This window comes from Limimaricola hongkongensis DSM 17492 (assembly GCF_000600975.2).
Lineage (GTDB): Bacteria > Pseudomonadota > Alphaproteobacteria > Rhodobacterales > Rhodobacteraceae > Limimaricola > Limimaricola hongkongensis.
Genome location: NZ_CM002676.1, coordinates 66327 through 89461, shown reverse-complemented (window position 1 = coordinate 89461; position 23135 = coordinate 66327). Strand labels below are relative to the sequence as shown.

At 70.2% G+C, this 23135-nt stretch carries 22 protein-coding genes; 12 read left to right on the top strand and 10 right to left on the bottom strand.

What is annotated here, in order from left to right; genetic code table 11:
* Nucleotides 1-36: 36 nt before the first annotated feature.
* Nucleotides 37-762, top strand: a complete 726-nt coding sequence (locus tag LOKHON_RS00795) for a metallophosphoesterase (RefSeq protein WP_033315699.1) — start codon at nucleotides 37-39, stop codon at nucleotides 760-762.
* On the opposite strand, the gene LOKHON_RS00790 is transcribed toward LOKHON_RS00795, so the two are convergent.
* Nucleotides 746-3064, bottom strand: coding sequence for an FdhF/YdeP family oxidoreductase (locus tag LOKHON_RS00790; protein ID WP_036082229.1), 2319 nt, complete (start codon nucleotides 3062-3064; stop codon nucleotides 746-748). The two genes, LOKHON_RS00795 and LOKHON_RS00790, sit on opposite strands and share 17 nt — an antisense overlap.
* Before the next feature lie 171 nt (nucleotides 3065-3235).
* On the opposite strand from LOKHON_RS00790, the gene LOKHON_RS00785 reads away from it, so the two are divergent.
* Complete coding sequence (locus tag LOKHON_RS00785; protein ID WP_017929799.1) at nucleotides 3236-3577, top strand: hypothetical protein; 342 nt, start codon at nucleotides 3236-3238, stop codon at nucleotides 3575-3577.
* A 1-nt stretch (nucleotide 3578) separates the two neighbouring features.
* Here LOKHON_RS00785 and LOKHON_RS00780 read toward each other — a convergent pair whose 3' ends face one another.
* Nucleotides 3579-4265 carry a hypothetical protein gene (locus tag LOKHON_RS00780; protein WP_026147627.1) on the bottom strand — a complete coding sequence of 229 codons (687 nt, stop codon included), beginning with the start codon at nucleotides 4263-4265 and terminating at the stop codon, nucleotides 3579-3581.
* 520 nt (nucleotides 4266-4785) lie between these two features.
* On the opposite strand from LOKHON_RS00780, the gene LOKHON_RS00775 reads away from it, so the two are divergent.
* Together LOKHON_RS00775 and LOKHON_RS00770 are read left to right on the top strand one after the other, a co-directional pair.
* Nucleotides 4786-6081 carry an AAA family ATPase gene (locus tag LOKHON_RS00775; RefSeq protein ID WP_017929797.1) on the top strand — a complete coding sequence of 432 codons (1296 nt, stop codon included), beginning with the start codon at nucleotides 4786-4788 and terminating at the stop codon, nucleotides 6079-6081.
* Between the two features lie 5 nt (nucleotides 6082-6086).
* Nucleotides 6087-7196, top strand: coding sequence for a ParB/RepB/Spo0J family partition protein (locus LOKHON_RS00770; RefSeq protein ID WP_017929796.1), 1110 nt, complete (start codon nucleotides 6087-6089; stop codon nucleotides 7194-7196).
* Between the two features lie 63 nt (nucleotides 7197-7259).
* Here LOKHON_RS00770 and LOKHON_RS00765 read toward each other — a convergent pair whose 3' ends face one another.
* The 3 genes from LOKHON_RS00765 to LOKHON_RS00755 all read right to left on the bottom strand — a co-directional run bounded on the left by LOKHON_RS00765 (nucleotide 7260) and on the right by LOKHON_RS00755 (nucleotide 9838).
* Nucleotides 7260-7637 (bottom strand): DUF2934 domain-containing protein, encoded by a 378-nt coding sequence (locus LOKHON_RS00765; RefSeq protein ID WP_017929795.1) that lies wholly within the window; start codon nucleotides 7635-7637, stop codon nucleotides 7260-7262.
* Between the two features lie 234 nt (nucleotides 7638-7871).
* Nucleotides 7872-8339 carry a preQ(1) synthase gene (gene queF / locus LOKHON_RS00760; protein WP_017929794.1) on the bottom strand — a complete coding sequence of 156 codons (468 nt, stop codon included), beginning with the start codon at nucleotides 8337-8339 and terminating at the stop codon, nucleotides 7872-7874.
* A gap of 98 nt (nucleotides 8340-8437) precedes the next feature.
* Nucleotides 8438-9838 (bottom strand): phosphomannomutase, encoded by a 1401-nt coding sequence (locus tag LOKHON_RS00755; RefSeq protein WP_017929793.1) that lies wholly within the window; start codon nucleotides 9836-9838, stop codon nucleotides 8438-8440.
* A 134-nt stretch (nucleotides 9839-9972) separates the two neighbouring features.
* Between LOKHON_RS00755 and LOKHON_RS00750 the strand changes: the two genes are divergently transcribed.
* The 3 genes from LOKHON_RS00750 to LOKHON_RS00740 all read left to right on the top strand — a co-directional run bounded on the left by LOKHON_RS00750 (nucleotide 9973) and on the right by LOKHON_RS00740 (nucleotide 12467).
* Nucleotides 9973-10683: a hypothetical protein gene (locus LOKHON_RS00750; RefSeq protein ID WP_017929792.1), complete on the top strand. Its 711-nt coding sequence runs from the start codon at nucleotides 9973-9975 to the stop codon at nucleotides 10681-10683.
* 93 nt (nucleotides 10684-10776) lie between these two features.
* On the top strand, nucleotides 10777-11268 hold the full coding sequence (locus LOKHON_RS00745; RefSeq protein WP_162561743.1) for a metal-dependent hydrolase: 492 nt from the start codon (nucleotides 10777-10779) through the stop codon (nucleotides 11266-11268).
* A 77-nt stretch (nucleotides 11269-11345) separates the two neighbouring features.
* Complete coding sequence (locus tag LOKHON_RS00740; RefSeq protein ID WP_026147626.1) at nucleotides 11346-12467, top strand: polysaccharide biosynthesis/export family protein; 1122 nt, start codon at nucleotides 11346-11348, stop codon at nucleotides 12465-12467.
* Here the strand turns inward: LOKHON_RS00740 and LOKHON_RS00735 are convergent.
* Entirely contained in the window at nucleotides 12464-13087 is a 624-nt protein-coding gene (locus tag LOKHON_RS00735; protein WP_017929789.1) for a pyocin knob domain-containing protein, read from the bottom strand. The two genes, LOKHON_RS00740 and LOKHON_RS00735, sit on opposite strands and share 4 nt — an antisense overlap.
* Nucleotides 13042-13809: a DUF2793 domain-containing protein gene (locus LOKHON_RS00730; RefSeq protein ID WP_051059671.1), complete on the bottom strand. Its 768-nt coding sequence runs from the start codon at nucleotides 13807-13809 to the stop codon at nucleotides 13042-13044. The genes LOKHON_RS00735 and LOKHON_RS00730 overlap by 46 nt, the downstream gene beginning before the upstream one ends.
* Before the next feature lie 137 nt (nucleotides 13810-13946).
* Here LOKHON_RS00730 and LOKHON_RS00725 point away from each other — a divergent pair, with 137 nt between their 5' ends.
* Nucleotides 13947-14981 (top strand): NAD-dependent epimerase/dehydratase family protein, encoded by a 1035-nt coding sequence (locus tag LOKHON_RS00725; RefSeq protein ID WP_017929788.1) that lies wholly within the window; start codon nucleotides 13947-13949, stop codon nucleotides 14979-14981.
* Nucleotides 14982-15084: 103 nt separating this feature from the next.
* On the top strand, nucleotides 15085-16317 hold the full coding sequence (locus LOKHON_RS00720) for a urate hydroxylase PuuD (protein ID WP_017929787.1): 1233 nt from the start codon (nucleotides 15085-15087) through the stop codon (nucleotides 16315-16317).
* Between the two features lie 94 nt (nucleotides 16318-16411).
* On the opposite strand, the gene LOKHON_RS00715 is transcribed toward LOKHON_RS00720, so the two are convergent.
* Complete coding sequence (locus LOKHON_RS00715) at nucleotides 16412-17467, bottom strand: ornithine cyclodeaminase (protein ID WP_017929786.1); 1056 nt, start codon at nucleotides 17465-17467, stop codon at nucleotides 16412-16414.
* 123 nt (nucleotides 17468-17590) lie between these two features.
* On the opposite strand from LOKHON_RS00715, the gene LOKHON_RS00710 reads away from it, so the two are divergent.
* Nucleotides 17591-18019 carry an Lrp/AsnC family transcriptional regulator gene (locus LOKHON_RS00710; RefSeq protein WP_017929785.1) on the top strand — a complete coding sequence of 143 codons (429 nt, stop codon included), beginning with the start codon at nucleotides 17591-17593 and terminating at the stop codon, nucleotides 18017-18019.
* 83 nt (nucleotides 18020-18102) lie between these two features.
* Here the strand turns inward: LOKHON_RS00710 and LOKHON_RS00705 are convergent, their stop codons facing one another.
* Nucleotides 18103-20280, bottom strand: coding sequence for a DEAD/DEAH box helicase (locus tag LOKHON_RS00705; protein WP_017929784.1), 2178 nt, complete (start codon nucleotides 20278-20280; stop codon nucleotides 18103-18105).
* Between the two features lie 288 nt (nucleotides 20281-20568).
* Here LOKHON_RS00705 and LOKHON_RS00700 point away from each other — a divergent pair, with 288 nt between their 5' ends.
* Nucleotides 20569-21738: an acetyl-CoA acetyltransferase gene (locus LOKHON_RS00700; RefSeq protein WP_017929783.1), complete on the top strand. Its 1170-nt coding sequence runs from the start codon at nucleotides 20569-20571 to the stop codon at nucleotides 21736-21738.
* 127 nt (nucleotides 21739-21865) lie between these two features.
* Nucleotides 21866-22549, top strand: a complete 684-nt coding sequence (locus tag LOKHON_RS00695) for a hypothetical protein (RefSeq protein ID WP_017929782.1) — start codon at nucleotides 21866-21868, stop codon at nucleotides 22547-22549.
* 23 nt (nucleotides 22550-22572) lie between these two features.
* Here the strand turns inward: LOKHON_RS00695 and LOKHON_RS00690 are convergent, their stop codons facing one another.
* Nucleotides 22573-22986, bottom strand: a complete 414-nt coding sequence (locus LOKHON_RS00690) for a hypothetical protein (RefSeq protein ID WP_060490106.1) — start codon at nucleotides 22984-22986, stop codon at nucleotides 22573-22575.
* Between the last annotated feature and the right edge of the window lie 149 nt (nucleotides 22987-23135).

Genomic DNA, 23135 nt, shown 5'->3' with positions numbered 1-23135 from the left:
CTGGCGCAGCCCGGCGGCGCGGTCTAGTTTCGCCGGATGCGCCTGCCTTTGTTCCGACACCCGTTCCCGCCCCCTGCCCCGGCCACGCCGTTTCACGCCATCGGCGACGTGCATGGGCGGCTCGACCTGCTGGCGCCGCTGCTGCGGCGCATCGCGCGGCGCGGCAGCGACCACCCGATCGTGGTGCTCGGCGACATGATCGACCGCGGCCCCGACAGCGCGGGCGTGCTGCGGCTGCTGCATCACTGGCGGCACGAACAGCTCGTCTGTCTCGCCGGGAACCACGAGGCGATGATGCTCGGCTTTCTGGCCGACCCGGTCCGGCGCGCCGCGCTCTGGCTGCGCAATGGCGGGACGGAGAGCCTGGGGAGCTTTGGCATCGCGCCGCCCGATCTCGCCACGCCCGGCGCCGCCGCCGAATGCGCCGCGGCGCTGTCGCGCGCGCTGGGGCCGATGGAGAACTGGCTGCGCGGCCTGCCGCTGCGCTGGAGCAGCGGCAATGTCGTGGCGGTGCATGCCGCGCTCGACCCCGCGCGCCCGCCCGGCATGCAGGACGAAAAGACCCTGCTCTGGGGGCATCCGCGCTTTGCCGGCACGCCGCGCCGCGACGGGCTTTGGGTCGTGCACGGGCACGTGGTGCAGGACGCGCCATCGGCCGAAGGCGGACGGATCGCGGTCGACACCGGGGCGTGGTTCACCGGCCGCCTGACGGCGGCACGGATCGCGGAGGGGGCGGTCGATTTCGTCACCAATGACGGCTGATCCGGCGGCTCAGCCCCCGGATCCGCACCGGCACCCCCTTGTAGGCCGGGGTCTTCGACAGCCTGTCGTGATAGCCGAGCGGCACCAGAGGGTTGGTTTCGGGATAATAGGCCAGCACCGTGTCGTCGGGCAGGTCATAGGCGATGACCCTGAGCCCGCCGACCTCACGCGTCTCGCCATCCTCGACGGCGCAGCAAAGCGTCACCTCCTGCCCTTCGCGCAGCCCCGCTCTCGCGATCATCTCGGGGTTCATCATCACCACCTGCCGGTCGGTCTCCAGCCCGCGCAGCCGGTCGTGAAAGCCGTAGATCGTGGTGTTGAACTGGTCGTTCGAGCGCACCGTGACGAGCGTGTAGCTCTGCGCGTCCGGCGCCTGCCCCAGCGCCGACAGCGTGTCCGGCGCGGTAAAGATCGCGCGGCCCGTCTCGGTCTGCCATTGCCGCTCGCGCGCGGGGTTGCCCTTGTGGAACCCGCCGGGCTGGAACAGCCGGTCGTTGAAGCGTTCGAACTTGTCGGGATAGGTTGCCTCGATCAGGTCGCGGATCAGGGCATAGTCGCCGACCCAGTCGTCCCATTTGACCTTGGGGTTGGGGTCGAGCGTGGCCTTGGCGATGCCCGCGACGATGAAGGGCTCCGAGCGCAGCATCTTCGAGGCCGGCTCGCGCCGCCCCTGGCTGCCATGGATCATCGACAGGCTGTCCTCCATCGACACCGCCTGCGGCCCGGTCGCCTGCATGTCCATCTCCGCGCGCACGAGGCAGGGCAGCAGCCACGCCTCGCGCCCGACCAGCGTGTGGCTGCGGTTCAGCTTGGTCGCGATCTGCACGTTGAGATCGAGCTTCTGCCAGGCCGGGTCGGTGCGGCCCTGATCGGGGATCGCGCGGGCGAAATTGCCGCCGAGGCCGACAAAGCCCCGCACCGACCCGTCGAGCACGCCCTGCACCGCCTCGATCGTGGTGGTGCCGGTGTCGCGCGGGCTTTCAAAGCCGAACATCTCGTCGATCCGGTCGAGCGGCACCAGCTCGGGTTTTTCGGAGATGCCGACGGTGCGCTGCCCCTGCACGTTGGAATGGCCCCTGACAGGCGAGATCCCCGCCCCCTCGCGCCCGATATTGCCGCGCATCAGAAGCAGGTTCACATACATCGCGATGTTGAGGCTGCCATGCACGTGCTGGGTCAGCCCCATGCCATAGATGCCGATCACCTTGTCGGAATTGCAGTACATCTCGCCCACCTCGGCGATGTCGTCGCGGCGCAGGCCGGTGATGCGCTCGATCTCGGCCCATTCGGTGGCGCGGATCGCCGCCTCGAATGCGGGCCAGCCGCTGGTGTGCTGGGCCACGAACTGGCGGTCGATCACGCCGCCGCCCTGTTCGTCGTCGATCTCGAACACCCGCTTGCACAGCCCCGCCAGCACGGCGACGTCGCTGCCCGGCTTGAGCTGGAGATAGCGATCCGAGATCACCGTCTCCTTGCCCGCCAGCATCTCCACCGGGTTCTGCGGATCGCGAAAGGTGACGAGACCGGCCTCGCGCACCGGGTTGAAGGTGACGATCTTGCAGCCGCGCTTCTTCGCGGCGCGCAGGGGATGCAGGAAGCGCGGGCTGTTGGTGCCGGTGTTCTGGCCCATGAAGATGATCATGTCGCAATGATCGAAATCCGACAGCACGCAGGTGCCCACCGGCGAACCCGTCACCTTCTTGAGCCCGACGCTCGTCGTCTCGTGGCACATGTTGGAGCTGTCTGGCAGGTTGTTGTTGCCATAGAGCCGGGCCAGCAGCGCGTAGAGATAAGATGTTTCGAGGCTGGCGCGGCCCGAGGCGTAGAACACCACCGATTTGGGGTTTTTCGCGCGGATCTCGCGCAGCGTCGCGCCGATACCCTCGAACGCCTCGTCCCACGTCGCCTCGACATATTTGTCGCTGGCGGGATCGTAGCGCATCGGATGCGTCAGCCGTCCCTGGATCTCCAGCTCGTAATCGGGCCATCCGCGCAGCTCGCTCACGGTGTGGCGGGCAAAGAAGTCGGGCCCGCAGCGGTCGCGGGTCAAATCCCAGATCGTCGCCTTGGCGCCGTTTTCGCAGAATTCGGCGACATGCGGGTTCGGCGGCTTGGTCCAGGCGCAGGAGGTGCACATGTGGCCGCCGGGCTTGTTCTGGCGGCGCAGCGTGTCGATCACGCCGGGCGAGGGATGGTCCTGTCCCATGTGCCGCGCCACGCTCGACAGCGACCCCCAGCCGCCAGACGGCTGATCGTAATGCGGCAGATCATCGCGCTGATGCGTTTGCTTGCGGTCGGTCATGCTCGGCCCTCCCCTGCGCCATTGCGCGGCGAAGAAGGCGGATGGCCCCGGCGTCGCGCGTACCGGGCATCAACTTGGACGCGAGGGCGCGGTTCCTTCGCGCGGGGGCGTCCGGGGAACCGCGCCCTCCGGCTTCCGGTTGACCGGCGACATCTTCGAAGGAGCCACGCCATGGCCGAGACACCGCACACCACCGACCGCCTGCGCCACGACATCGACGAGGGCAAGGCCGGCGACAAGAAGGGCTTTCCCGACACCTCCGCCTCGCCGCTGGGCACCGATGACGAGGCCTCGGGTCATCCCAACACCAAAGAGCAGGTGAAGATGGCCGAAGAGGCCGAGACTAGGAACCCCGATCGCGGCGAGGCCCCCAAGGCCAGCGGCCAGGAGCGGCCCGTCAGCGTCGAGCACAAGAGCAGCCTCACCGCGCCCGAGACCAGGAACCGGACCATCCTCATCGCGGTGACGGTCGGCACGGCGGTGGTGCTGACGGTGATCGCGATGATCGTCTGAGCTAGCCCGCGGCGATCACCGTGACCTCGGAGACGCCGCCATCCACGTCGCGGCAGGCGGCGAGCAGCCGGGCCGAAAGATGCGTCTGCACATAGGCCGCGTGAAAGCGCGACGGCGCGGCCAGAACCAGCCGCCCGCCCGCGCGGCTGTCGCGGGTGAGCGCGCGCAGCCAAGATGCATAGAGCCCCGGCTCTTCCGCGTGCAGCAGCGCCTGCGCCAGCGCCCATTCGCTCCCGCCAGAGAGATCGGGCGGCGGCACCTCGCCGCGGATCGGCAGCGGCACGACCTTGTCGTCGGCCTCCCCGGCGTCGAGCCTGCAGGCGAAATCCGGGCCGACCCGCTCCCAGCCCGGACGCGTGTCCTGCATCAGCCGTTCGATCCCCAGCGCGTATTCCGCGACCCGCCCCCTCGCCCCGGCGCGGGTCAGCTCGACCCAGCCGCGCGCCCGGAGCTTGGCCATCTCGCGCTTGACCGTGCGCTCGTCCACCGACCAGAGCCGCGCGATTTCGCGCACGCCGACGGCCAGCTCGTCGCGGCCCCAATTGTAGCGCGCGGTGATCAACGTCATCAGCCGCAGCGCCAGCACCTGTTCGGTCCGGTCCTGCGACAGCGCATGCGCGCCGAGCGCGGTGAGGAGATCGTATTTGCGGGCCGCCGCACCCCGGCCCACGGGCTTTGTCCTCAACATGGCGCGCCTCGTCCTGCCACCTCTGGGATGGTATTCTCACTGCCTTGGGTAAACGGTGGCTTGTTGCACCGTTCGCAGGGTGGCCCGTCTTCGCAACGCCTTTCCCATCTCTTGGCTGATTTGCGTCCCTTTGCACGATTCTGTCAAGTCGAGTCCCGGTTCGGGGTCTCTGGCCCCCAACCATTTTCGATAGAAAATCGGTATGTATAGGTATTGGGGGACATCCAAGGCGTCCCCTATTTCGCCGAAAATGTCCCCTATTCCGGGTCCGGCGCGGCGCGACGTGTCCCCCAATTCGGGCCCTGCCCGGCCCGCTCTCGCGCGGCTGACGCCGGGGCGCTGCGAATCGCCGTGGCCCTTGCGGCACTGGCGATCCGCGATTTTTCGAGAATCCCGGTTTTCACGATAAAGGACTTTTCTTCATCGCCAAATCCGGCGTAGATCGGTTTATCACAAGAATTAGCGTTCCCGCGTTTGCCGGTTTCCGGTTCCCCGCGGGGAACCGGAGGGCAGACACCGCATGTTCACGCACACCGACCTGGCCCGGCTGCAATCGCAGTCGCTCAAGATGCAGGGCTTCATCCGGCAGCAGACCTTCTCGCCCGAGAGCGAAAAGAACCTGCGCCGCTTTTCAAGCTGGGAGGTGGCCGAGCTGATCCTCGGGCTGAACCCGTCGACCTTCCGTGGCCGTCTCGCCGCCGACCCGTCTCTGCCGCAGGGGCGGGTCGAGGAGGATGGCCGCCAGCGCTGGTACGCGCTCGAGGAGATCAACGAGCTGCGCCGCAAGCTGCGCCATAAGGGCAAGCCGCTGCTGCCGCCCCGCCCGGCCGGCAAACGCGCGATCCGCGCCGCCGTCGCCAACTTCAAGGGCGGCGCGGGCAAATCGACCGTGGCGCTGCATTTCGCCCATGCCGCGGCGCTCGACGGCTACCGCGTGCTCTGCGTCGATTTCGACCCGCAGGCCACCCTGTCGCATTCCATGGGGCTCAGCGACGTGGCCGAGGAATACACCGTCTGGGGCATCATGGCGCGCGACCTGATCCGCGAGACCGCGCGGATGAACGCCGCCGGGCGCGGTGCCGAAACCGGCACCGCCCTGCCCGAGCGCAAGCTGCCGGCCTCGGTCACCGGCATGGGGCTCGACGATCTGCGCGTCACCGATTTCATCAAGCCGACCTCCTGGCCGACCATCGATCTCGTCCCCTCCTGCGCCAACGCCGCCTTCGTCGAATTCGCCAGCGCGCAGTACCGGCACCTGAACCCCGAATGGTCCTTCTTCGCCGCGGTCGACCGCTATCTCGATCACCTGCCCGAAGACACCTATGACATCATTCTGTTCGATTGCCCGCCCGCCATCGGATACCAGTCGATGAACGCGGTGTTCGCCGCCGACGTGCTTTATATCCCGTCGGGCCCCGGCTACTGGGAATATGACAGCACCACCTCCTTCATCGGCCAGCTGGCCGAGGCGCTCGAGGATCTGGGCCGGTTCCGGGGCGCGGTGCCGCCGGGCACCGAGCCGGAAAAGCATTTCGCCGACATCCGGTTCCTGCTGACCCGGTTCGAGCCGAACAACGACCTGCACCGCGCCATGCAGCAGGCATTCCACAAGGTGTTCGGCCCGCATGTGGCCGAGCACCCGATCGAGATGACCCGCGCGGTCGAACAGTCGGGGCGGTTTCTCTCCTCGGTCTACGAGATCGATTACCGCAACATGACCCGCGAGACATGGCGCCGCGCCCGCGCCTCGTTCGACCGCGCCTATGACGAATTCCGCGCCACGCTCGTGGCGGCGTGGGACCAGCTGGAGGATTGAGATAGATGGCCAAGAAACGCAGCGTCTTCGACATCGACTTCACCCCCGACGAGGTCGCCCCCGCCGCGCCCGCGGCGCCGGAGCGGTTCCCCGCGGGGAACCCCGCGCCGGAGCGCGCGGCGCCCGAAACCCCCCCGGCGCGCCGCGGCCCGATGGCCTCGGCGATCACCGAAACCGCCGAAGCCGCGCGTGGCCGGGCCGAGGCCGAGGCCGCGATCCGGGCCGAGAACGACGATCTGGCGCATGAACATGTGCGGCTCAAGAAGCTGGGCCTGATCACCGATTTGATCGCGATCGACGCGGTTCGCAGTTCCAAGCTGGTGCGCGACCGAGCCCATAACCGCGACCCCGAGCTGGAGGAGCTGAAGCTTTCGATCCAGGCCATCGGCTTGTCGAACCCGATCCGGGTCGAACAGGACGGGCAGGGCGGCTACGAGCTGATCCAGGGCTATCGCCGTCTTTCGGCGTTTCGCGAGCTTCTGGAGCAGACCGGCGATCAACGCTATGCCAGGATCCCGGCGGCGATGGTTCCCCGCGGGGAACCGGTGCGCGATCTCTACCGCAAGATGGTCGACGAGAATCTCGTGCGCAAGGACATCTCGTTCGGCGAAATGGCGCAGCTCGCGCTGAGCTATGCCGAGCAGACCGGGATCGCGCCGCATGACGCCGTCTCCGAGCTCTATGCCTCGGCACTCAAGCAAAAGCGCAGCTATATCCGCAGCTTCACCCGCGTTCTGGAAAGCGCGCGGGGCGCGATCCGGCACCCGGAGGCGATGCCGCGGGCGCTCGGGCTCGACCTGTTCAAGATCCTCGATGCCGACCCCGCGCTCGGCGACGAGCTGGTCGACATGCTGAACCGCGCGCCCGAGCGCGACGCCGAGGCCGAGATCGCGGTGCTCAAGGATTTCGTGCACCGGGCGCCGAAGATCGTCAAACCGCGTCCGAAATCGGTGTCGAAGACGATGCTGCGCCTGCCGCGCCCCGAGGGCGAGGCGCGGATCGCGGCGTCGGACGGGCGGGTGGAACTGCGGCTGCCGCGCGATTTCTCGGCGCTCGACCGGGCCCGGCTGCAACGCGCCTTCGAAGCGTTCTTCGGGGCGCTGGACGGCGAATGAAAAAGGCCGGTTCCCCGCGGGGAACCGGCCTGCCGGATCGAACGCCCCATTTCGGGGCGGGTCCTAGCCGTCGCTGGGCGGCTTGGCCGCTTTCTTGGCCCGTGGTTTTCGGGTTGTGGCGGTCTTCGGCGCGGCCTTGGTCGCCCGCGCCTTCGCGGCGGTCTTGCCGGTGGTGGATGTCTCGGTGCCGGCCGTTTCGGCGGCAGCCTTGCGGCTGCGCGCCGGCTTGGCCTTCGCCTTTGGCTTGGGCGCGTCTTGCGCATCTTGCGCATCTTGCGCGTCCGGCGCGGCCGCGCCGTTGCCCGCCTCGGCGGCCATCTCCGCATCGATCTCGGCTTCCGCCTCCTGCCAATGCGCGTGGTGCTGTCCCTCGGGGGATCCGTCGCGCTGCCACATCTCGTAGGCGCGCTTGCGGATCCGCTCTTCGCGATCGTCAGCCATTGTCATACTCCCTTTCACAGAGCCGCATCTTGCCGTCCTCCGCGCCCGTCCGGCGAGGCCGGAGCGCGCGGGGAAACATCTGGTTCGGAGCCGCGCAGGGGCCGCCCCGGCAGGCCGCGGAGGCCTCCGGGGTCCGGGTCATGCCGCGCCTGCGAGATAACCGTCGCCCGAGTGCCGGCGGAATGCCAGAGCCGGCTGACGCAGCGTCAATTATGTACGGAACCGTACGGGCGATCAACCGCGCCCGCGATAGCCCGGCACGCCGGTCTCGGGGATCCAGACACCGCGCGGCGGCTCTCCGGTCTGGTAGAACACGTCGATCGGAATACCACCGCGCGGGTACCAGTAGCCGCCAAGCCGCAGCCATTTCGGGTCGAGCGTGTCGACCAGCCGCCGCGCGATCGACACGGTGCAATCCTCGTGAAAGGCGCCGTGGTTGCGAAAGCTCGTCAGGAACAGCTTCAGCGACTTGCTCTCGACCAGCCAGTCGCCGGGCACGTAGTCGATCACCAGATGCGCGAAATCGGGCTGGCCGGTCAGCGGGCAGAGCGAGGTGAACTCCGGCGCGGTGAAGCGCACGGCATAATCGACATCGGCCTGCGGGTTGGGCACCCGCTCGAGCACCGCCTCCTCGGGCGATTGCGGCTGCACGGTCTGGCCGCCGAGCATGGTCAGGTCGTCATAGATGGATTTTTCGGACATGGGGATCTCCTGGCGCGTCACGCCCACGATATGGGGGCAGGGGGCGGTCCGCCTAATGCCGCGCGCGGCAGGGCCCGGCAAGACCCCGCCGCAAAAGCTCACGCCGCCGACAGCCGCGCGGCCAGCCGCTCCAGATGCCGCGCGAGAAGATCCTGCGCCCGCCCGGCGCTGTCGGCCTCGGTATAGAGCCTGCATTCGGGCGCGTTGCCGGACGGGCGCAGATGCACCACCGCCCCGTCGGCGAAGCTGACCCTGAGCCCGTCGGTCTCGTCGATCCCGGTCTCGGCGCTGCCGGTGTCGAAGAAGGCCGCGCGCGCCTGCGGGTCGGCGCGCAGCGCGTCGATCAGCGCCATGGACCGCTCGGACGCCACCCCCTGCAACCGGTCGGCGGCGGTGAAGCGCGGCGGCAGCCGCGCCGCCAGCTCGGCCAGGCCCACCCCCTTGGCCCGCGCCGCCGCAAGCGGCGCGACGATCGGCAGCACCGCGTCGCGGGTCATCAGCGGCGCGATCTTGCCTTCGGGGCCCTGCGCCGCAAAACCGAGCAGGAAACCGCCATTGGCCTCGTAACCGATCACCCGCGCGCGCGCGTCCTCCTGCAACGCCGCCTCCATCCCCGCGATCACGAAGGGCGATCCGATCCGGGTCCTGCGCAGCGCAAAGCCCTCCATCGCCTCGACCAGCGTGTTCGACGACACCGGCGTCACCACCACCCGCGCCCCCAAGTGCCGCGCGGTGAGCGGGCCGAGAAGGTCGCCGGGGATCATCGCGCCATGCGCATCCGTCACCATCGGCCGGTCGGCATCGCCATCGGTCGACACGATCGCGTCGAGCCGGTGCGCGGCGGCCCAGCCCGCCAGCGCCGCGCGCATGTCGGGGTCCACCGCTTCGGTGTCGACGGGGATGAATCGGTCGGAGCGGGCAATCCGCACCACGTCACCGCCAAGCGCGGCGATCACCTCGGCCAGCGTGTCGCGCGCGACCGAGCTGTGCTCAAAGACGCCGATGCGCAGCCCGGCGAGCGCCCGTGGCCCGAACGCCTCGGCATAGCGCGCGACGTAGCGCGCGGCGCAGGCCTCGTCGCGCTCGAACGCGCCTTGGGGCGCGTCCGGCGCGCCGCCCGCATCGCGCGCGGCGAGGATCGCCGTCTCGTCGGGCTTGGCGATCTCGCCGCTGGGCAGGTAGAACTTGAGCCCGTTGCGATCGGCGGGGATGTGGCTGCCGGTCACCATCACCGCCGCGTGGCCGCGCGCCATCGCCGCCATGGCGAGCGCGGGCGTCGGCACCGCGCCGCAATCGACCGCACGCAGCCCGGCGCCGCGCACCGCCGCGATCACCGTGGCCGCGATGCGCGGCGAGCTGTCGCGCAGGTCGCGCCCGACATGCACGGCGCCGCCATGCGGACAGGCGGCGATGAAGGCCCGGACATAGCCATGGACGAGATCGTCGCTAAGATCGGTGACGAGGCCGCGCAGGCCGCTGGTTCCGAATTTGGGGGGCATGGGCGTCCTGTTCGTGCAGCGATTGTCGCGCGGTTTATGTCAGCCGCCTTGCAACGCGGCAAGCGCGGCGCCGGGGAACAGCCACCCGGGTCCGGCGATTGAGACGGCATATCCGAATGACGAGGAACGCCGCCATGCCCCGAGCGATCATCCTGTCCTGCGCCCTCGCGGCGCTGGCCCCCGCCGCCGCGTCGGCACAGCCCTCCTTCGATTGCGACGACGCCCGCACCGCGACCGAGCGCGCGATCTGCGCCTCCTCCGGGCTCGCCTCGCTGGAGCTGCGCATGACCGAGGTCTATGACGATCTGGCCGACCGCATCGGCGAGACCAAAGCGCGCTCCATCGCCGACCGCCAGCTCGAACGCCGCCAGGCCTGCGACGGCGACACCGCCTGCATCGAGCGGCAATTGCTGACCTCGATCGGGATCTTCCGCGCCGAGGCCCGCGCCGCGTCGGCCAACAGCCCGGAGGCGGGGGACGCGGCGCTGCGCGATTTGCGCACGGCGCTTGGACAGGCGCCCGCCGCGACGCCCGACACCGGTGGCGGGAACGATGACAGCCGCGCCGAAAAGCGGGCGCAGGGCGCGGCAGAGGCATTCGCGCGGTTGCCGGAGTATCGCCGCCGCAACGTGCAGGGCCGGCTGCGCGACGCGGGGTTCCTGTCGGGGGCGGTGGACGGGATCTGGGGCGCCGACAGCGCGGCGGCGGTTCGGTCGCTTCTGGCCGCGGCGCGCAAGGGGGGACGCAATTTCCCGGTGCAGAACGAGGCCGGGGCCGATGCGCTCTACCGCTTCATCGACAGCGACCCGTTCTATTACGAATTCATTCCCAAATCCGCCCGCTGACGCCACGCCGCCCGCCCCCTTGGCTCTGGCCTTCGGCGCGAGAGCCGTTACATGGGGCGTCCCGATGGAACGAAAGGGGAATTGGCGGCGATGATGGGACGGACGCATCTGGCGCTCGGCGCGGTGGCGGGGGTGCAGCTTGCGGCGCAGACGCCGGGGCTCGGCCTGCCGATCATGGCGGCGGCGCTGTTCGGGGCGATCCTGCCGGATGTCGACACCCCCTACAGCAAGCTCGGCCGCAGGCTGTGGCCGTTGTCGCGGCTGGTGCTGCAGGTCTTCGGCCATCGCGGCGGCACGCATTCGGCGGCGTTCGTGCTGCTGGCGACGGCGCTGATGTGGCTGGTGTCGCCGCCGGTGGCGCTGGCGCTCGGGGCGGGGATCCTGACCCATCTGGCGGCGGATGCGATCAGCTACGGGCATGGCACGCGGTTCACCGCGCGCGGCGCGGGCGTGCCGCTGCTGTGGCCGCTGAGCGACCGCAAGACCGGGCTGCGGCTGGTCAAGGTGAACGGCGCGCTCGAAAACCTCGTGATCCTGCCATGGATGGCGCTTTACGCGGCACAGATCGGCTGGGCGCTGATCTGACGGTGCGGGCTGGTGTTTCCTTGCCGCCGCCGCTGCGGTAGGTTGGCGCAAAACAACGCAGGCAGCGGATCATCGGCATGGCATCTACGCGACTTCCCGTTCTGCTCGGGATGGCTCTCTTGCTGGCGGCGTGTGGCTCCTTGCCACGCGGCGCGGCCTTGCGCAGCGAGATCCTGCAGACCCAGGCCATCGGCGACACGGCGGCGCGCGATTTCGAAGTCGCGCCGGTGACGCGGGCGCTCTTGCCGGTCTATGCGGCCTGGCCCGGCGCGGGCGGCACGGGGCATTCGTGGATCGAACGGGTCGACCAGCCCGACACCCGGATCATCGCGCCCGGCGACAGCCTTGCGATCACCATCTGGAGCACCGAGGAAAACGGCCTTCTGACCGCGCCGGGCCAACGCTTCGTGGCGCTGCCCGAACAGCGCGTCGGCGCGGGCGGCACCGTGTTCCTGCCCTATGTCGGCACGATCAAGCTGTCGGGCATGAGCCCCGAGACCGCGCGCGACCGGGTCGAGGCGGAATACGCCGAAGTGACCCCGTCGGCGCAGGTGCAGCTCGATTTCAGCGAGGGCCGCCAGAACACCGTCAGCCTCGTGGCCGGGGTGGCGCAGCCCGGCAGCTTTCCGTTGCCCGACAATGATTTCACGGTCATGGGGCTGATCGCCGAGGGCGGCGGCATCGACAAGGGTCTGCGCAACCCGCAGATCCGGCTGGTCCGCGACGGGCGCATCTTCGGCACCTCGGTCGAGCGGCTGCTCGACAACCCGCGGCTCGACACCACGCTGCGCGGCGGCGACAAGATCCATGTCGAGGCCGATGACCGCAAGTTCCTGTCGCTCGGCGCCGCCGGCAGCGAAAGCGTGCATTACTTCACCGAGGACCGGCTCGACGCGCTGGAGGCGATGGCGATCATCGGCGGCGTTTCCGACAGCCGCGCCGATCCCGGCGGCATCCTCGTGCTGCGCCGTTACCCGGCGGGGGCGGTGACGCCGGGGGCGGGCGGCCCGGACCAGCCGCGCGTGGTCTTCACCATCGACCTGACCTCGGCCGATGGGCTGTTCAGCGCCGGCGAGTTCGAGATCCTGCCCGGCGACCTGGTCTATGCCACCGAAAGCCCGGTGACCTCGGCGCAGACGATCTTCTCGATCCTGGGCACCAGCCTCGGCCTGGCGAGCCGGGTCGGCGCCGGTCTCTAAACCGCGCTCCAGCGCCCGACGGCCATCAGGCGCACGCCCGCCACCTGCGCGCCCGCCGCGAAAGCGGGCGCGCCCGCCACCCTTGGCAGCCGCAGCGCCGCCGAGGCCGCCCCCGTCTCCTGCATCAGCCCGCCGAGATCGCCGGGCCCGGCGCCGGTATAGCCCGTCTCGGCGCCGGGCAGCGTGGCGCCGACCTGCGGCGTGTCCGAAAACGGCGCGGGAAAGCTCCAGACATGCTCCAGCCGGTCGGCCGAGACCTGCGCGAACAGCGCCGCCTCGGCCCAGGCGATCTGCGTGCCGTCGGCAAGCCGCAAATAGCGGCCCGCCGCCGTCGTCCCGCTTTCGAACACCGCCCCGCTCGGCAGCCCGGCCTCGAACGCCACCGGCCCGAGCAGGTCCGCCTGCCCGATCTCGCGGCGCCAGCCCTGCCAGACGCCGCCCGACCGCGCCCGCCGCCAGGCCCGGCCCGTGGCGGTTTCGCACAATCGCTGCGCCACCTCGCCCGGCGCCTGCGCCGCGACCCAAAGGACCGCCGCGCCGCCGGTGCCCGCCGGCGCGCCGGGCGCGGGCAGCGTCATCGCATAGATCCCGCCCGCCAGCGCCGTGTCGGCATCCGCCACCTCCGGCGCCGCGCCCGCGCCGATGCCGAATCCCCCACCGCCATGAGCCGCCCCGGCGTCGCGTCGCGCGCATCCGACTGCACCGCCGCGCCGGTGGCGCGCCCATCCAAGGCCGACAGCCGCAGCGCCGTGGTCCAGCCCGCGCCATCGGCGCTGGTCTTGATCGAGAAATCCGCCTCGCCCGCCAGCCCCATCTCGGCGCCGCCCGAAAACCCGGTGTGGAACAGCAAAGACGCGGTGTCGCCGACGCCCGCGCGGTTCAGCTTGAGCCGGTGCCCCGCGCCGTCATGGTTCAGCAGCGTCGCATCCGCCGACAGGCTGAGCCGGTCGGTGGCATCGGGCGTGGCGTTGATCCCGATCCGCGCGGCGCGCAGCGGCCGGTCGCCCGGCGCCTGCCAGCCCTGCGCGCCGAAGCTCAGCTCCGCGTCCTCGGCGAGGCAATGCGCCCGCCAGCCGGGCAGGGGCGTCTCGAACCCCCAAGCGCCGTTCTCCCGGACCGCGATCTCGCCGTCATGGCCGGCCCAGTCGCCCCCGGCGCCAGCGGCGACGATGTGGCGCGCGCCGGTTGCGGGGGCGTCCGGCGGGGCGGCCCGGTCGCGATCCGCGACGACGGGCTGCACCAGCGCGTCGAGCCGGCAGATCGCCTCGTTGTGGGTGACGTGCTTTTGCGCCTGTCCGGGCTGGATGTAGGGCAGCGACAGGATGGCCGAAATCTGGGTCATGGGATCCTCTTGGGCGGTGCGACATGGCGAGGATAGGACCGACCGGCAAAGACCCGGTGAGCGGGGCGCGCGTTGCATTTCTTGCATGGATGGCACATTGGCGCTCCAATGCAGTGGACCGAGCCGGGAGAGCCGAGATGATGGATCGCGACGACGCGCAGGCCCCGCGGGTGCTTGTCACCGGCTCCGCCGGGTTCATCGGCTATCACCTGTGCGCCCGGCTTCTGGAGACGGGCCACCGGGTGACCGGGCTCGACGCCTTCACCGATTACTACGACGTCGCCCTGAAGCGGGCGCGTCATGCGCGGCTCGAAGGTCCGAACTTCACCGCCCATGAGGGGCGGGTCGAAACCCCCGGCCTGCTCGACGATCTGATCGCGCGCGCGCGGCCCGAGATCGTCGTGCATCTGGCCGCGCAGGCGGGCGTGCGGCATTCGATCGAGGCGCCCGAAAGCTATGTCGAGGCCAACCTGATCGGCAGCTTTCGCCTGATCGAGGCGCTGCGCCGCCATCCCTGCCGCCATTTGATGATGGCCTCGACCTCGTCGGCCTATGGCGCCGAGACCGAGATGCCGTATCGCGAGGACATGGCCGCGAACCTGCCGATGTCGTTCTATGCCGCCACTAAGAAGGCGAACGAGGCGATGGCGCACAGCTATGCGCATCTTTACGGCATCCCGACCACGATGTTCCGCTTCTTTACCGTCTACGGGCCATGGGGGCGGCCCGACATGGCGCTGTTCAAGTTCACCTCCGCGATCCTCGAAGACCGGCCGATCGACGTCTACAACCACGGCGAAATGCGGCGCGACTTCACCTATGTCGACGATCTGGTCGAGGGGCTGGTGCGGCTGGCCGACCGCGCGCCGCAGGCACCGAAGGCGCGCGGCGCGGCCACCCCCGGCGACAGCCTGTCGCCGGTGGCGCCGTGGCGGGTCGTCAATCTCGGCCATGGCGCGCCGCAACGGCTCGACGATTTCATCGCCGCGATCGAGACGGCGACGGGGCGCGAGGCACGGCGCAACCTGATGCCGATCCAGCCCGGCGACGTGCCCGCGACATGGGCCGACACCGCGCTGCAGGAGGCGCTGATCGGCAAGCTGCCCAAGACGCCGATGGCGCAAGGCGTGGCGCGCTTCGTCGCGTGGTACAGGGCGCATTACGCGGCCTGATCCTTGATTGTCGGGTTTCGTTTGAAACTGCTCTGCCGCGGCGCGGCTTGGCGGCGGCGGCGGCGCGCCGCTAGGGTGGGCATCGCCAATACGAGGGAGAAAGATGCACGATTTCGCAATCCTGTGGGACTGGGCCGGCTTTGCCGTGCGCTGGCTTCACGTCATCACCGCCATCGCCTGGATCGGGTCGAGCTTTTACTTCGTCGCGCTCGATCTCGGCCTGCGCAAGGCCCCCGACCTGCCGCCCGGCGCGCATGGCGAGGAGTGGCAGGTGCATGGCGGCGGCTTTTACCACATCCGCAAGTTCCTCGTGGCGCCAGACGCGATGCCCGAGCACCTGACATGGTTCAAATGGGAAAGCTACGCGACGTGGCTGTCGGGCGCGGCGCTCCTGATGATCGTCTACTGGGTCGGGGCGGAGCTGTATCTGATCGACCCGTCGCGCGCCGATCTCGCGGTGTGGCAGGCGATCGCGCTTTCGGCCGGATCGCTCACCATCGGCTGGCTGGTCTATGACCGGCTTTGCAAATCGGGCCTGGGCAATCGCCCGACGCTCTTGATGGTGCTGCTCTTCGCGCTCTTGGTCGCGATGAGCTGGGGCTACAACCAGGTCTTTACCGGGCGCGCGGCGCTTTTGCATCTGGGCGCCTTCACCGCGACGATCATGACCGCGAACGTGTTCCTGATCATCATGCCGAACCAGCGGATCGTGGTGGCGGACCTCAAGGCGGGGCGCAAGCCCGATCCGAAATACGGCAAGATCGCCAAGCTGCGTTCGACCCACAACAACTACCTGACCCTGCCGGTCGTGTTCCTGATGCTGTCGAACCATTACCCGCTCGCCTTCGCCACCGAGTATAGTTGGATCATCGCGGCGCTGGTCTTCCTGATGGGGGTGACGATCCGGCATTACTTCAACACCATGCACGCGACGGGCCGCGGCCCGCATTGGACATGGGGCGTCACCGTCATCCTGTTCCTGATCCTCGCATGGCTCTCGACCGCGCCGATGTGGGGCTCCTTTGAGGAGGCCGAGGCGCGCCCGATGACCGCCTATGAGCAGCGCTTTGCGCAAGCCGAGGGGTTCCACGAGGCGGAGCGGATCGTGGTGGGCCGCTGTTCGATGTGCCACGCGCGCGAGCCGGTCTGGGACGGCATTCGCTGGGCGCCCAAGGGGGTGGTTCTGGAGACGCCGCAGGACATCGCGCAGAATGCGCGGGCGATCTACCTGCAGGCTGGCGTCAGCCACGCCATGCCGCCCGCCAACATCACCGATATCTCGGATGAGGACCGCCGCGCGCTGGTGCGGTGGTTCAAGGCCGGGCAGGGGGCCTGAGATCCAAGCCCGCCGCTTCCGGGGGGCGCCGAAGAAAAAGGGGCGCGGTCCGATCGGACCGCGCCCCTTTTCGTTTCCGTCGCCGCCCGTCGCCTCACCCCTTGGCGCGGCGCACCATGCCGAACAGGTCGCGCGTGTCGTCGGGGTCGGCCAGAAGGTCGAGCATCGCATAATGCCCGGTGCGGTCGAGCTGGTCGCGGATGTAGCGCAGCGCCGAGAAATCCTCGGTCGCGAAGCCGACGCTGTCGAACAGCGTGATCTGGTCGGCGCCGCGGCGGCCCTCCTTCTTGCCGGTGATGACCTCCCACAGCTCGGTCACGGGGTGGTCCGGGTCGAGCTGCTGGATCTCGCCCTCGATCCGGGTCTGCTCGGGGTATTCGACGAAGATGTCCGAGCGCAGCAGGATGTCGCGATGCAGCTCGGTCTTGCCGGGGCAGTCGCCGCCGATGGCGTTGATGTGGACGCCGCGCCCGACCATGTTGTCGGTCAGGATCGTCGCGTATTGCTTGTCGGCGGTGCAGGTGGTGATGATCTCGGCCCCCGCGACCGCCTCTTCGCCGGTCTCGCAGGTGGTGATGTCGAGCCCGCTCTCGGCGAGGTTGGCCGCGGCCTTGCGGGTCGCCGCCGGGTCGATGTCGTAGATGCGGATCTTCTCGATGCCGAGCATCTCCTGGAAGGCCAGCGCTTGGAACTCGCATTGCGCGCCCGCGCCGATCAGGGCGAGCGTCCTGGCGCCCTTGGGCGCGAGATGGCGCGCCGCGACGGCGGAGGTGGCGGCGGTGCGCAAGGCGGTCAGCACCGTCATTTCCGACAGCAGGATCGGGTAGCCATTGTCGACCCGGGCCAGCACGCCGAAGGCGGTGACGGTCTGGAAGCCGCGCTTGAGGTTCGACGGGTGGCCGTTGACGTATTTGAAGCCGTAGGTCTCGCCATCCGAGGTCGGCATCAGCTCGATCACCCCCTCGGGCGAATGGCTGGCCACGCGCGGCGTCTTGTCGAACAGCTCCCAGCGGCGGAAATCGGCCTCGATGTACTCGGCCAGCTCGGCCATCATCCGGCGCGGCCCGATGCTGTTCACCATTTCCATCATCTGCGCCACCGAGACGAAGGGGACCATGGCAAGCTTGGACGGGGCGGGGGCGTCGGTCATCTGTCACTCCTGTGCGGCGGTTTTGCCCGATCCTGTCGCATTCCCACGCGCATGGGGAGGGGGCGGATTGCGCATGACGCATGGTTCTTCTTACATTCTGCGCAGTCAACCGACGGAATGCACATGACCCAGCTCGATCCGACCGACCGCCGCCTGCTGGCGCTGTTGCAGCAGGACGCCCGGATGCCCGTCGTGGCGCTGGCCGCCGAGCTGGGGCTGTCGCGCGCCACGGTGAGCGCGCGGATCGACCGGCTGCGCGGCACCGGCGCGATCCGCCGCTTCACGGTCGAGCTGGGCGCGCCGGATGCCGATGACCTGATCCGCGCGGTGATGCTGATCGAGCTTCAGGGCCCGCAGGCGCGCGGCGTCGCGGCAAGGCTGCGGCGGATGCGGCAGGTGTCGGAGCTGCATTCGACCAATGGCGCGTGGGATCTCGTGGCGCGGATCGAGGCGGCGTCGCTGTCGGAATTCGACCGCGTGCTGGGCGACATCCGCGAGATCCCCGGCGTGCTCAACTCGGAGACCTGCCTGCTGCTGAACCGGGCGGGCTAGGCCGCGCGCGGCGGTGCCCCGAACGCGAAAGGGCGCCCGTCCGGCCGGACGGGCGCCCAATTCAAAGCCCCTCGGGGGGCGGTTTACTTGCCGCGCTTGGGGGTGTCGTAGCCGCCCTTGCGGGGCTTGTCGGATTTGACGCCCGGCTTGCCCGGCGGCGTGAAGCGGCGCGAGGTGTCGGAAGCGCCGCGCGGTTTGGCCGGGCCGTCGGATCTGGCCGCGCGCGGGCCGGGCTTGGCGCCCGGTTTCGCGAAGGGCTTGCCCGCGGGCTTCGCACCGGGTTTGCCGCCCGGCTTCCCAGTGGGCTTGCCGGGCCGATCCGAGACGGCGCCGTCGCGGCTGCGGTCGAAGGGTTTCGTGTCCTTCTTCTTCCACGGCTTGTCGCCGCCCTTGTCGCCTGCGGGCGCGTCGCGCTTTTTCCACGGCTTGTCGGCGGGCGCGCCCTCGGCCTTCTTGTAGGGGCGCTCACCGGCGGGCTTGTCGGCGCGCGGCTTGCGCGGCGGGCGGTCGTCGGAGGGCGCGGCCTGCGGCGCCGGGGCGTCGGGGGCCGGGCGCGCGGGCGCGTCACCGGTTTCGGACCGGGGCGCGTGGTCGGGGCGGGGGCCGCGATCCGGGCGGGGGCCACGGTCGGGCCGCGGCCCGCGTTCGGGCCGGGGGCCGCGCTCGGGCCGGGGACCGCGCGACAGGTCCGGCGCGGCGTCGAGCGCGGTCATCTTCAGGCCCTCTTCGGGCGACATGTCGGGGCCGATGGCGCGCAAAAAGCCCGGCACCGACGCCTCGGCGATCTCCACGAAGGTCTCGTTGTCCTGAATGCGGATCGCGCCGATCGCGTCCTTGGAGATGTCACCGGCGCGGCACAGAAGCGGCAGCAGCCAACGCGCCTCGGCCCGCTCGGCGCGGCCCACCGACAGCGAGAACCACTTGCCCGGCCCGAAGGCAGCGGCGGGGCGCTTTTGCGGTTTGGTGTCGGGCGGCAGCAGCTCCTCGGGGGCCGAGCGGCGGGCGCGGTAGAGCGCGAGATAGGCCGCGGCGATGGTTTCGGGCGCGTGGCGCTGGAGCAGCTTGGCGGCAAAGACCTTGGCGTCCTCGGCCACCTCGGCGCCCCAGATCGGATCGTCGAGCAGCCGCGCCTCGTCGGCGGCGAGGATGTCCTCGGCCGAGGGCGGCACGGTCCAGTCGGCCGAGAGCTTGGCGGTGCCCAGGAGACGCTCGGCCTTCTTCCGCGCCTTCATCGGCACGATCAGCGCGCTGACGCCCTTGCGCCCCGCGCGGCCCGTGCGGCCCGAGCGGTGCAGCAGCGTCTCGGAGTTCGAGGGCAGCTCGGCATGGATGACCAGCTCCAGGTCCGGCAGGTCGATGCCGCGCGCGGCCACGTCGGTCGCCACGCAGATCCGGGCCCGCCCGTCGCGCATCGCCTGCAGCGCGTGGGTGCGCTCGTTCTGGGTCAGCTCGCCCGACAGCGACACCACCGAAAAGCCGCGGTTCGACAGCCGCGCGGTGAGGCGCGCGACCATGGCGCGGGTGTTGGCGAACACGATGGCGTTGGTCGCGTCCTGGTGGCGCAGCACGTTGATGATCGCGGCCTCTTCGTCGCCCTGGGCCACCTGCATCGCCTTGTAGGAGATGTCGGCATGCTGGCCGCCCTTGGTGGCGACGACGACGCGCTCGGCGTCGTTCTGGAAATCCTTGGCGAGCTTGGCGATCGCCGCGGGCACGGTGGCCGAGAAGAGCAGCGTGCGGCGGCTTTCGGGGCAGGCCGAGAGGATGAATTCGAGATCCTCGCGGAAACCGAGATCGAGCATCTCGTCGGCCTCGTCGAGCACGACGGCGCGGATGTCCGACAGGTCGATCGCGCCGCGGCGCACGTAATCGGCAAGACGGCCCGGCGTGGCCACGACGAAATGCGCGCCGCGGTCGAGCGCGCGGCGCTCGTCGCGGATTTCCATGCCGCCGATGGCGGTGGCGATGCGGGCCCCGGCGCCGCGATAGAGCCATTCGAGCTCGCGCATCACCTGGCTGGCCAGTTCGCGGGTCGGCGCGATGGCGAGCGCCACGGGGGCGGCGGCGCGGCCGAGCTGGCCGTCATCGTCGAGGATGGTCGGGCCGATGGCGAGCCCGAAGCCCACCGTCTTGCCCGAGCCGGTCTGCGCCGAGACCAGCAGGTCGCGCTCGGCAAGCTCCGCTGCGGTGACGGCCTCCTGCACCGGGGTGAGCGTGTCGTAGCCGCGCGCGTCGAGCGCGTCCCTGAGGGTCTGCATCATGTCAGAAAAGGTCCGTTGGTCTGGAAGGCGGCCCATATCGGGCCGGGGGCGGCCCGTCGGGCCACGTCAAAGGCGGACCCTTACGCGCAAAACGCGGCGTTGTATAGCGGCTTTCGGCGCAATCCCGCCCTGCGCGGGCGCGCCGCCGATCCGCGCCCGCGCTGACAGGCGAGGACCGGCAGGCGAAGAGTCGCGCAGAAGTTCCGGCGCGGGGCTTGCGCCCGCCCGTGCGGGCGCAGAGCATGGCCGCGCCGCGGGAGGGCGGCGCAGGACAAAAGGGAGCGGGCCATGGCCGAGGCGCAGATCGTGGGCTGGGCGCACAGCGTCTTCGGAAAGAGCGAGGCGCCGGACACGGCGGCCTTGATGGCGGAGGTCACGGGACCGGCGCTCGATCATGCCGGGATCGGCGCCGGGGAGGTCGACGGGGTTTTCGCGGGCGTGTTCAACAACGGCTTTTCGCGGCAGGATTTCCAGGCCTCGCTGGTGGCGATGGGCGAGGACGGGCTGCGCCACGCGCCCGCCACGCGTTACGAGAACGCCTGTGCCACCGGTTCGGCGGCGCTCAACGGCGCGATGGATTTCATCGCCGCGGGCCGGGGCCGGATCGCGCTGGTGGTGGGGGCCGAGAAGATGACCGCCACGCCGGGGCCGGAGGTGGGCGACATCCTGCTGGGCTGCTCGTGGCGCGAGGAGGAAGGCGACACGCCCGGCGGCTTTGCCGGGATCTTCGGGCGGATCGCCCAGGGCTATTTCCAGACCTATGGCGACCGCTCCGAGGCGCTGGCCCGGATCGCGGCCAAGAACCACGCCAACGGCGTCGAGAACCCCTATGCCCACATGCGCAAGGATCTCGGCTTTGAGGCCTGCAACGCGGTGAGCGACCGCAATCCTTACGTCGCGGCCCCGCTGCGCCGCACCGACTGCTCGCTGGTGTCGGACGGGGCGGCGGCGCTGGTGCTGGCGGATGCCGAGACGGCGAGGACGATGCGCCGTGCCATCGCCGTGCGGGCCCGCGCGCAGGTCAACGACATCCTCGCCATGAGCCGCCGCGACGTGCTGGCCTTCGAGGGGCCGAAGCGGGCCTGGGCCAAGGCGCTGGAGATGGGCGGGCTGACGCTCGACGATCTCGATCTGGTGGAGACGCATGACTGCTTCACCATCGCCGAGCTTCTGGAATACGAAGCGATGGGCCTCGCGGCGCCGGGGCAGGGGCACCGGGTGATCGAGGAGGGCGTCACGCTCAAGGGCGGGCGGCTGCCGGTGAACCCGTCGGGCGGCCTGAAATCCAAGGGCCACCCGATCGGCGCGACCGGCGTGTCGATGCATGTGATGGCGGCGATGCAGCTGATGGGCGAGGCGGGCGGCATGCAGGTGCCGGACGCGCGGCTTGCGGGGGTGTTCAACATGGGCGGCGCGGCGGTGGCGAGCTATGTCTCGCTGCTCGAACGGGTCGGCTGAGGCGGTTCGCGCCGGTCGACCTATCCCAAAGCGTATTTGCATACGCTATCGTATTGTCGCGGAATGGCGCGGATTTTGCCTTAATCGAGGCGCCAACTGGTCCCTGTTCAACCTCAGGAGGTCAGGCATGCCGCTTTCATTCAACGCCCAGCCCGGCGGTTTTTCCTGGAAGGACATCATCGCCGCGCTCCGCGAGGCCCGCGACGGCGCGGCCAGAACTTCGGCCAGCCCGGAGCCCGCCGCCAAGCCGGCCCCCGTCGCCGCCGCGCCCGCCATCGTCGTCGATGTCCCGGAGCCCGTCGCGCTCGTGCCGCCCACTGCGCCGACCGCCGCACCTGTCGTGCCGCCCGCCGAAGCCACAGCCCCGGCTACGGCCACGGCCACGGCCACAACCCCGGTCGGCGCGGCGGCGCAAACGCCCGAGGCGCCCGCCACACGGGAACCGGCCAGTCCGGTCGCCGATGTCGCCACCCGAACGCCGAGCGTCGCGGCCGATGACAGCTTGGCGGCGGGGCGCGCCGCGCTCGCCGATCTCGGGGCCAGCCTGCTCGGGGTGGCGGACCGTGCCCCCGCATCGGCCGGACGCCCCGTTCCGGAGACTGTCGACGCGGCGCGGGCCGCGGCGATCGCGCTGCGAGGCAGGATGAAGCTCGAAAACCTGATCTCCGCGATCGGCCCCGGCGGCGCCGGGGCTGGCGCCGCCGACACCGCGGTCGACTCGCTGCAACCGGGGCAGGCCGCGCATGCGGCCTATCGCGCCGCCGCCGCGCCGCCCGAAACGGGCGGGCACCGTCTCAGCATGGCCGGCTGAGACCGGCCCGGCGGGCCAGCCCGTCAGACAGGCGTGGCGTGCTTCGTCCGTCCGGCGCGCCGGGTGAAATCGACCGTGGTTTCAAGGATTTCGCCTTCGGCCTCGTTCACCTCGCGCACCAGGTGCCCGGTGCAGCTGGTGCACAGCGCCAGCCAGTCGCGCATATCCGCGGTCAGGCGGTCGCGCGCCCCCTCCTGCCAGCGCGCCACGGCGTCGGTGATCCGCGCGGGATCGCCGCCCGCGCCCGCGATCTCGGCGGCGAGACCGCCGAGAGCCTCGGCCATCACGTGCCGCCGCCTGAACCACGCAGCCGCGAAGCTGCCGGTTTCATCGAGAATCCGGGTCTGGGCCGTGAGGACATGCTGCATCTGCGGCGCGGCCAGGGCCTTCGGCGCCGCCTCGGCGGCGGGGTCGGTGTCGGCGGGTCTGTCGGTCATCTCAAGCCTCCCATGCGAGATCGACACGATGGCAGCGTGACAGGTCTTTGGCCCGCGATCCATGACCTGCATCAAGCGGCGGGGTTTCGGCTTGAAACAGCGCATGCGCCTGCCCGGTTTCAGGGCGCCTGCCCGCTTTCGAAGCGGTC

Coding starts and splice junctions, on each gene's coding strand:
- LOKHON_RS00795 (WP_033315699.1), top strand. CDS start 37: ATGCGCCTGCCTTTGTTCCGACACCCGTTCCCGCCCCCTGCCCCGGCC.
- LOKHON_RS00790 (WP_036082229.1), bottom strand. CDS start 3,064: ATGACCGACCGCAAGCAAACGCATCAGCGCGATGATCTGCCGCATTAC.
- LOKHON_RS00785 (WP_017929799.1), top strand. CDS start 3,236: ATGGCCGAGACACCGCACACCACCGACCGCCTGCGCCACGACATCGAC.
- LOKHON_RS00780 (WP_026147627.1), bottom strand. CDS start 4,265: ATGTTGAGGACAAAGCCCGTGGGCCGGGGTGCGGCGGCCCGCAAATAC.
- LOKHON_RS00775 (WP_017929797.1), top strand. CDS start 4,786: ATGTTCACGCACACCGACCTGGCCCGGCTGCAATCGCAGTCGCTCAAG.
- LOKHON_RS00770 (WP_017929796.1), top strand. CDS start 6,087: ATGGCCAAGAAACGCAGCGTCTTCGACATCGACTTCACCCCCGACGAG.
- LOKHON_RS00765 (WP_017929795.1), bottom strand. CDS start 7,637: ATGGCTGACGATCGCGAAGAGCGGATCCGCAAGCGCGCCTACGAGATG.
- queF (WP_017929794.1), bottom strand. CDS start 8,339: ATGTCCGAAAAATCCATCTATGACGACCTGACCATGCTCGGCGGCCAG.
- LOKHON_RS00755 (WP_017929793.1), bottom strand. CDS start 9,838: ATGCCCCCCAAATTCGGAACCAGCGGCCTGCGCGGCCTCGTCACCGAT.
- LOKHON_RS00750 (WP_017929792.1), top strand. CDS start 9,973: ATGCCCCGAGCGATCATCCTGTCCTGCGCCCTCGCGGCGCTGGCCCCC.
- LOKHON_RS00745 (WP_162561743.1), top strand. CDS start 10,777: ATGGGACGGACGCATCTGGCGCTCGGCGCGGTGGCGGGGGTGCAGCTT.
- LOKHON_RS00740 (WP_026147626.1), top strand. CDS start 11,346: ATGGCATCTACGCGACTTCCCGTTCTGCTCGGGATGGCTCTCTTGCTG.
- LOKHON_RS00730 (WP_051059671.1), bottom strand. CDS start 13,809: ATGACCCAGATTTCGGCCATCCTGTCGCTGCCCTACATCCAGCCCGGA.
- LOKHON_RS00725 (WP_017929788.1), top strand. CDS start 13,947: ATGATGGATCGCGACGACGCGCAGGCCCCGCGGGTGCTTGTCACCGGC.
- LOKHON_RS00720 (WP_017929787.1), top strand. CDS start 15,085: ATGCACGATTTCGCAATCCTGTGGGACTGGGCCGGCTTTGCCGTGCGC.
- LOKHON_RS00715 (WP_017929786.1), bottom strand. CDS start 17,467: ATGACCGACGCCCCCGCCCCGTCCAAGCTTGCCATGGTCCCCTTCGTC.
- LOKHON_RS00710 (WP_017929785.1), top strand. CDS start 17,591: ATGACCCAGCTCGATCCGACCGACCGCCGCCTGCTGGCGCTGTTGCAG.
- LOKHON_RS00705 (WP_017929784.1), bottom strand. CDS start 20,280: ATGATGCAGACCCTCAGGGACGCGCTCGACGCGCGCGGCTACGACACG.
- LOKHON_RS00700 (WP_017929783.1), top strand. CDS start 20,569: ATGGCCGAGGCGCAGATCGTGGGCTGGGCGCACAGCGTCTTCGGAAAG.
- LOKHON_RS00695 (WP_017929782.1), top strand. CDS start 21,866: ATGCCGCTTTCATTCAACGCCCAGCCCGGCGGTTTTTCCTGGAAGGAC.
- LOKHON_RS00690 (WP_060490106.1), bottom strand. CDS start 22,986: ATGACCGACAGACCCGCCGACACCGACCCCGCCGCCGAGGCGGCGCCG.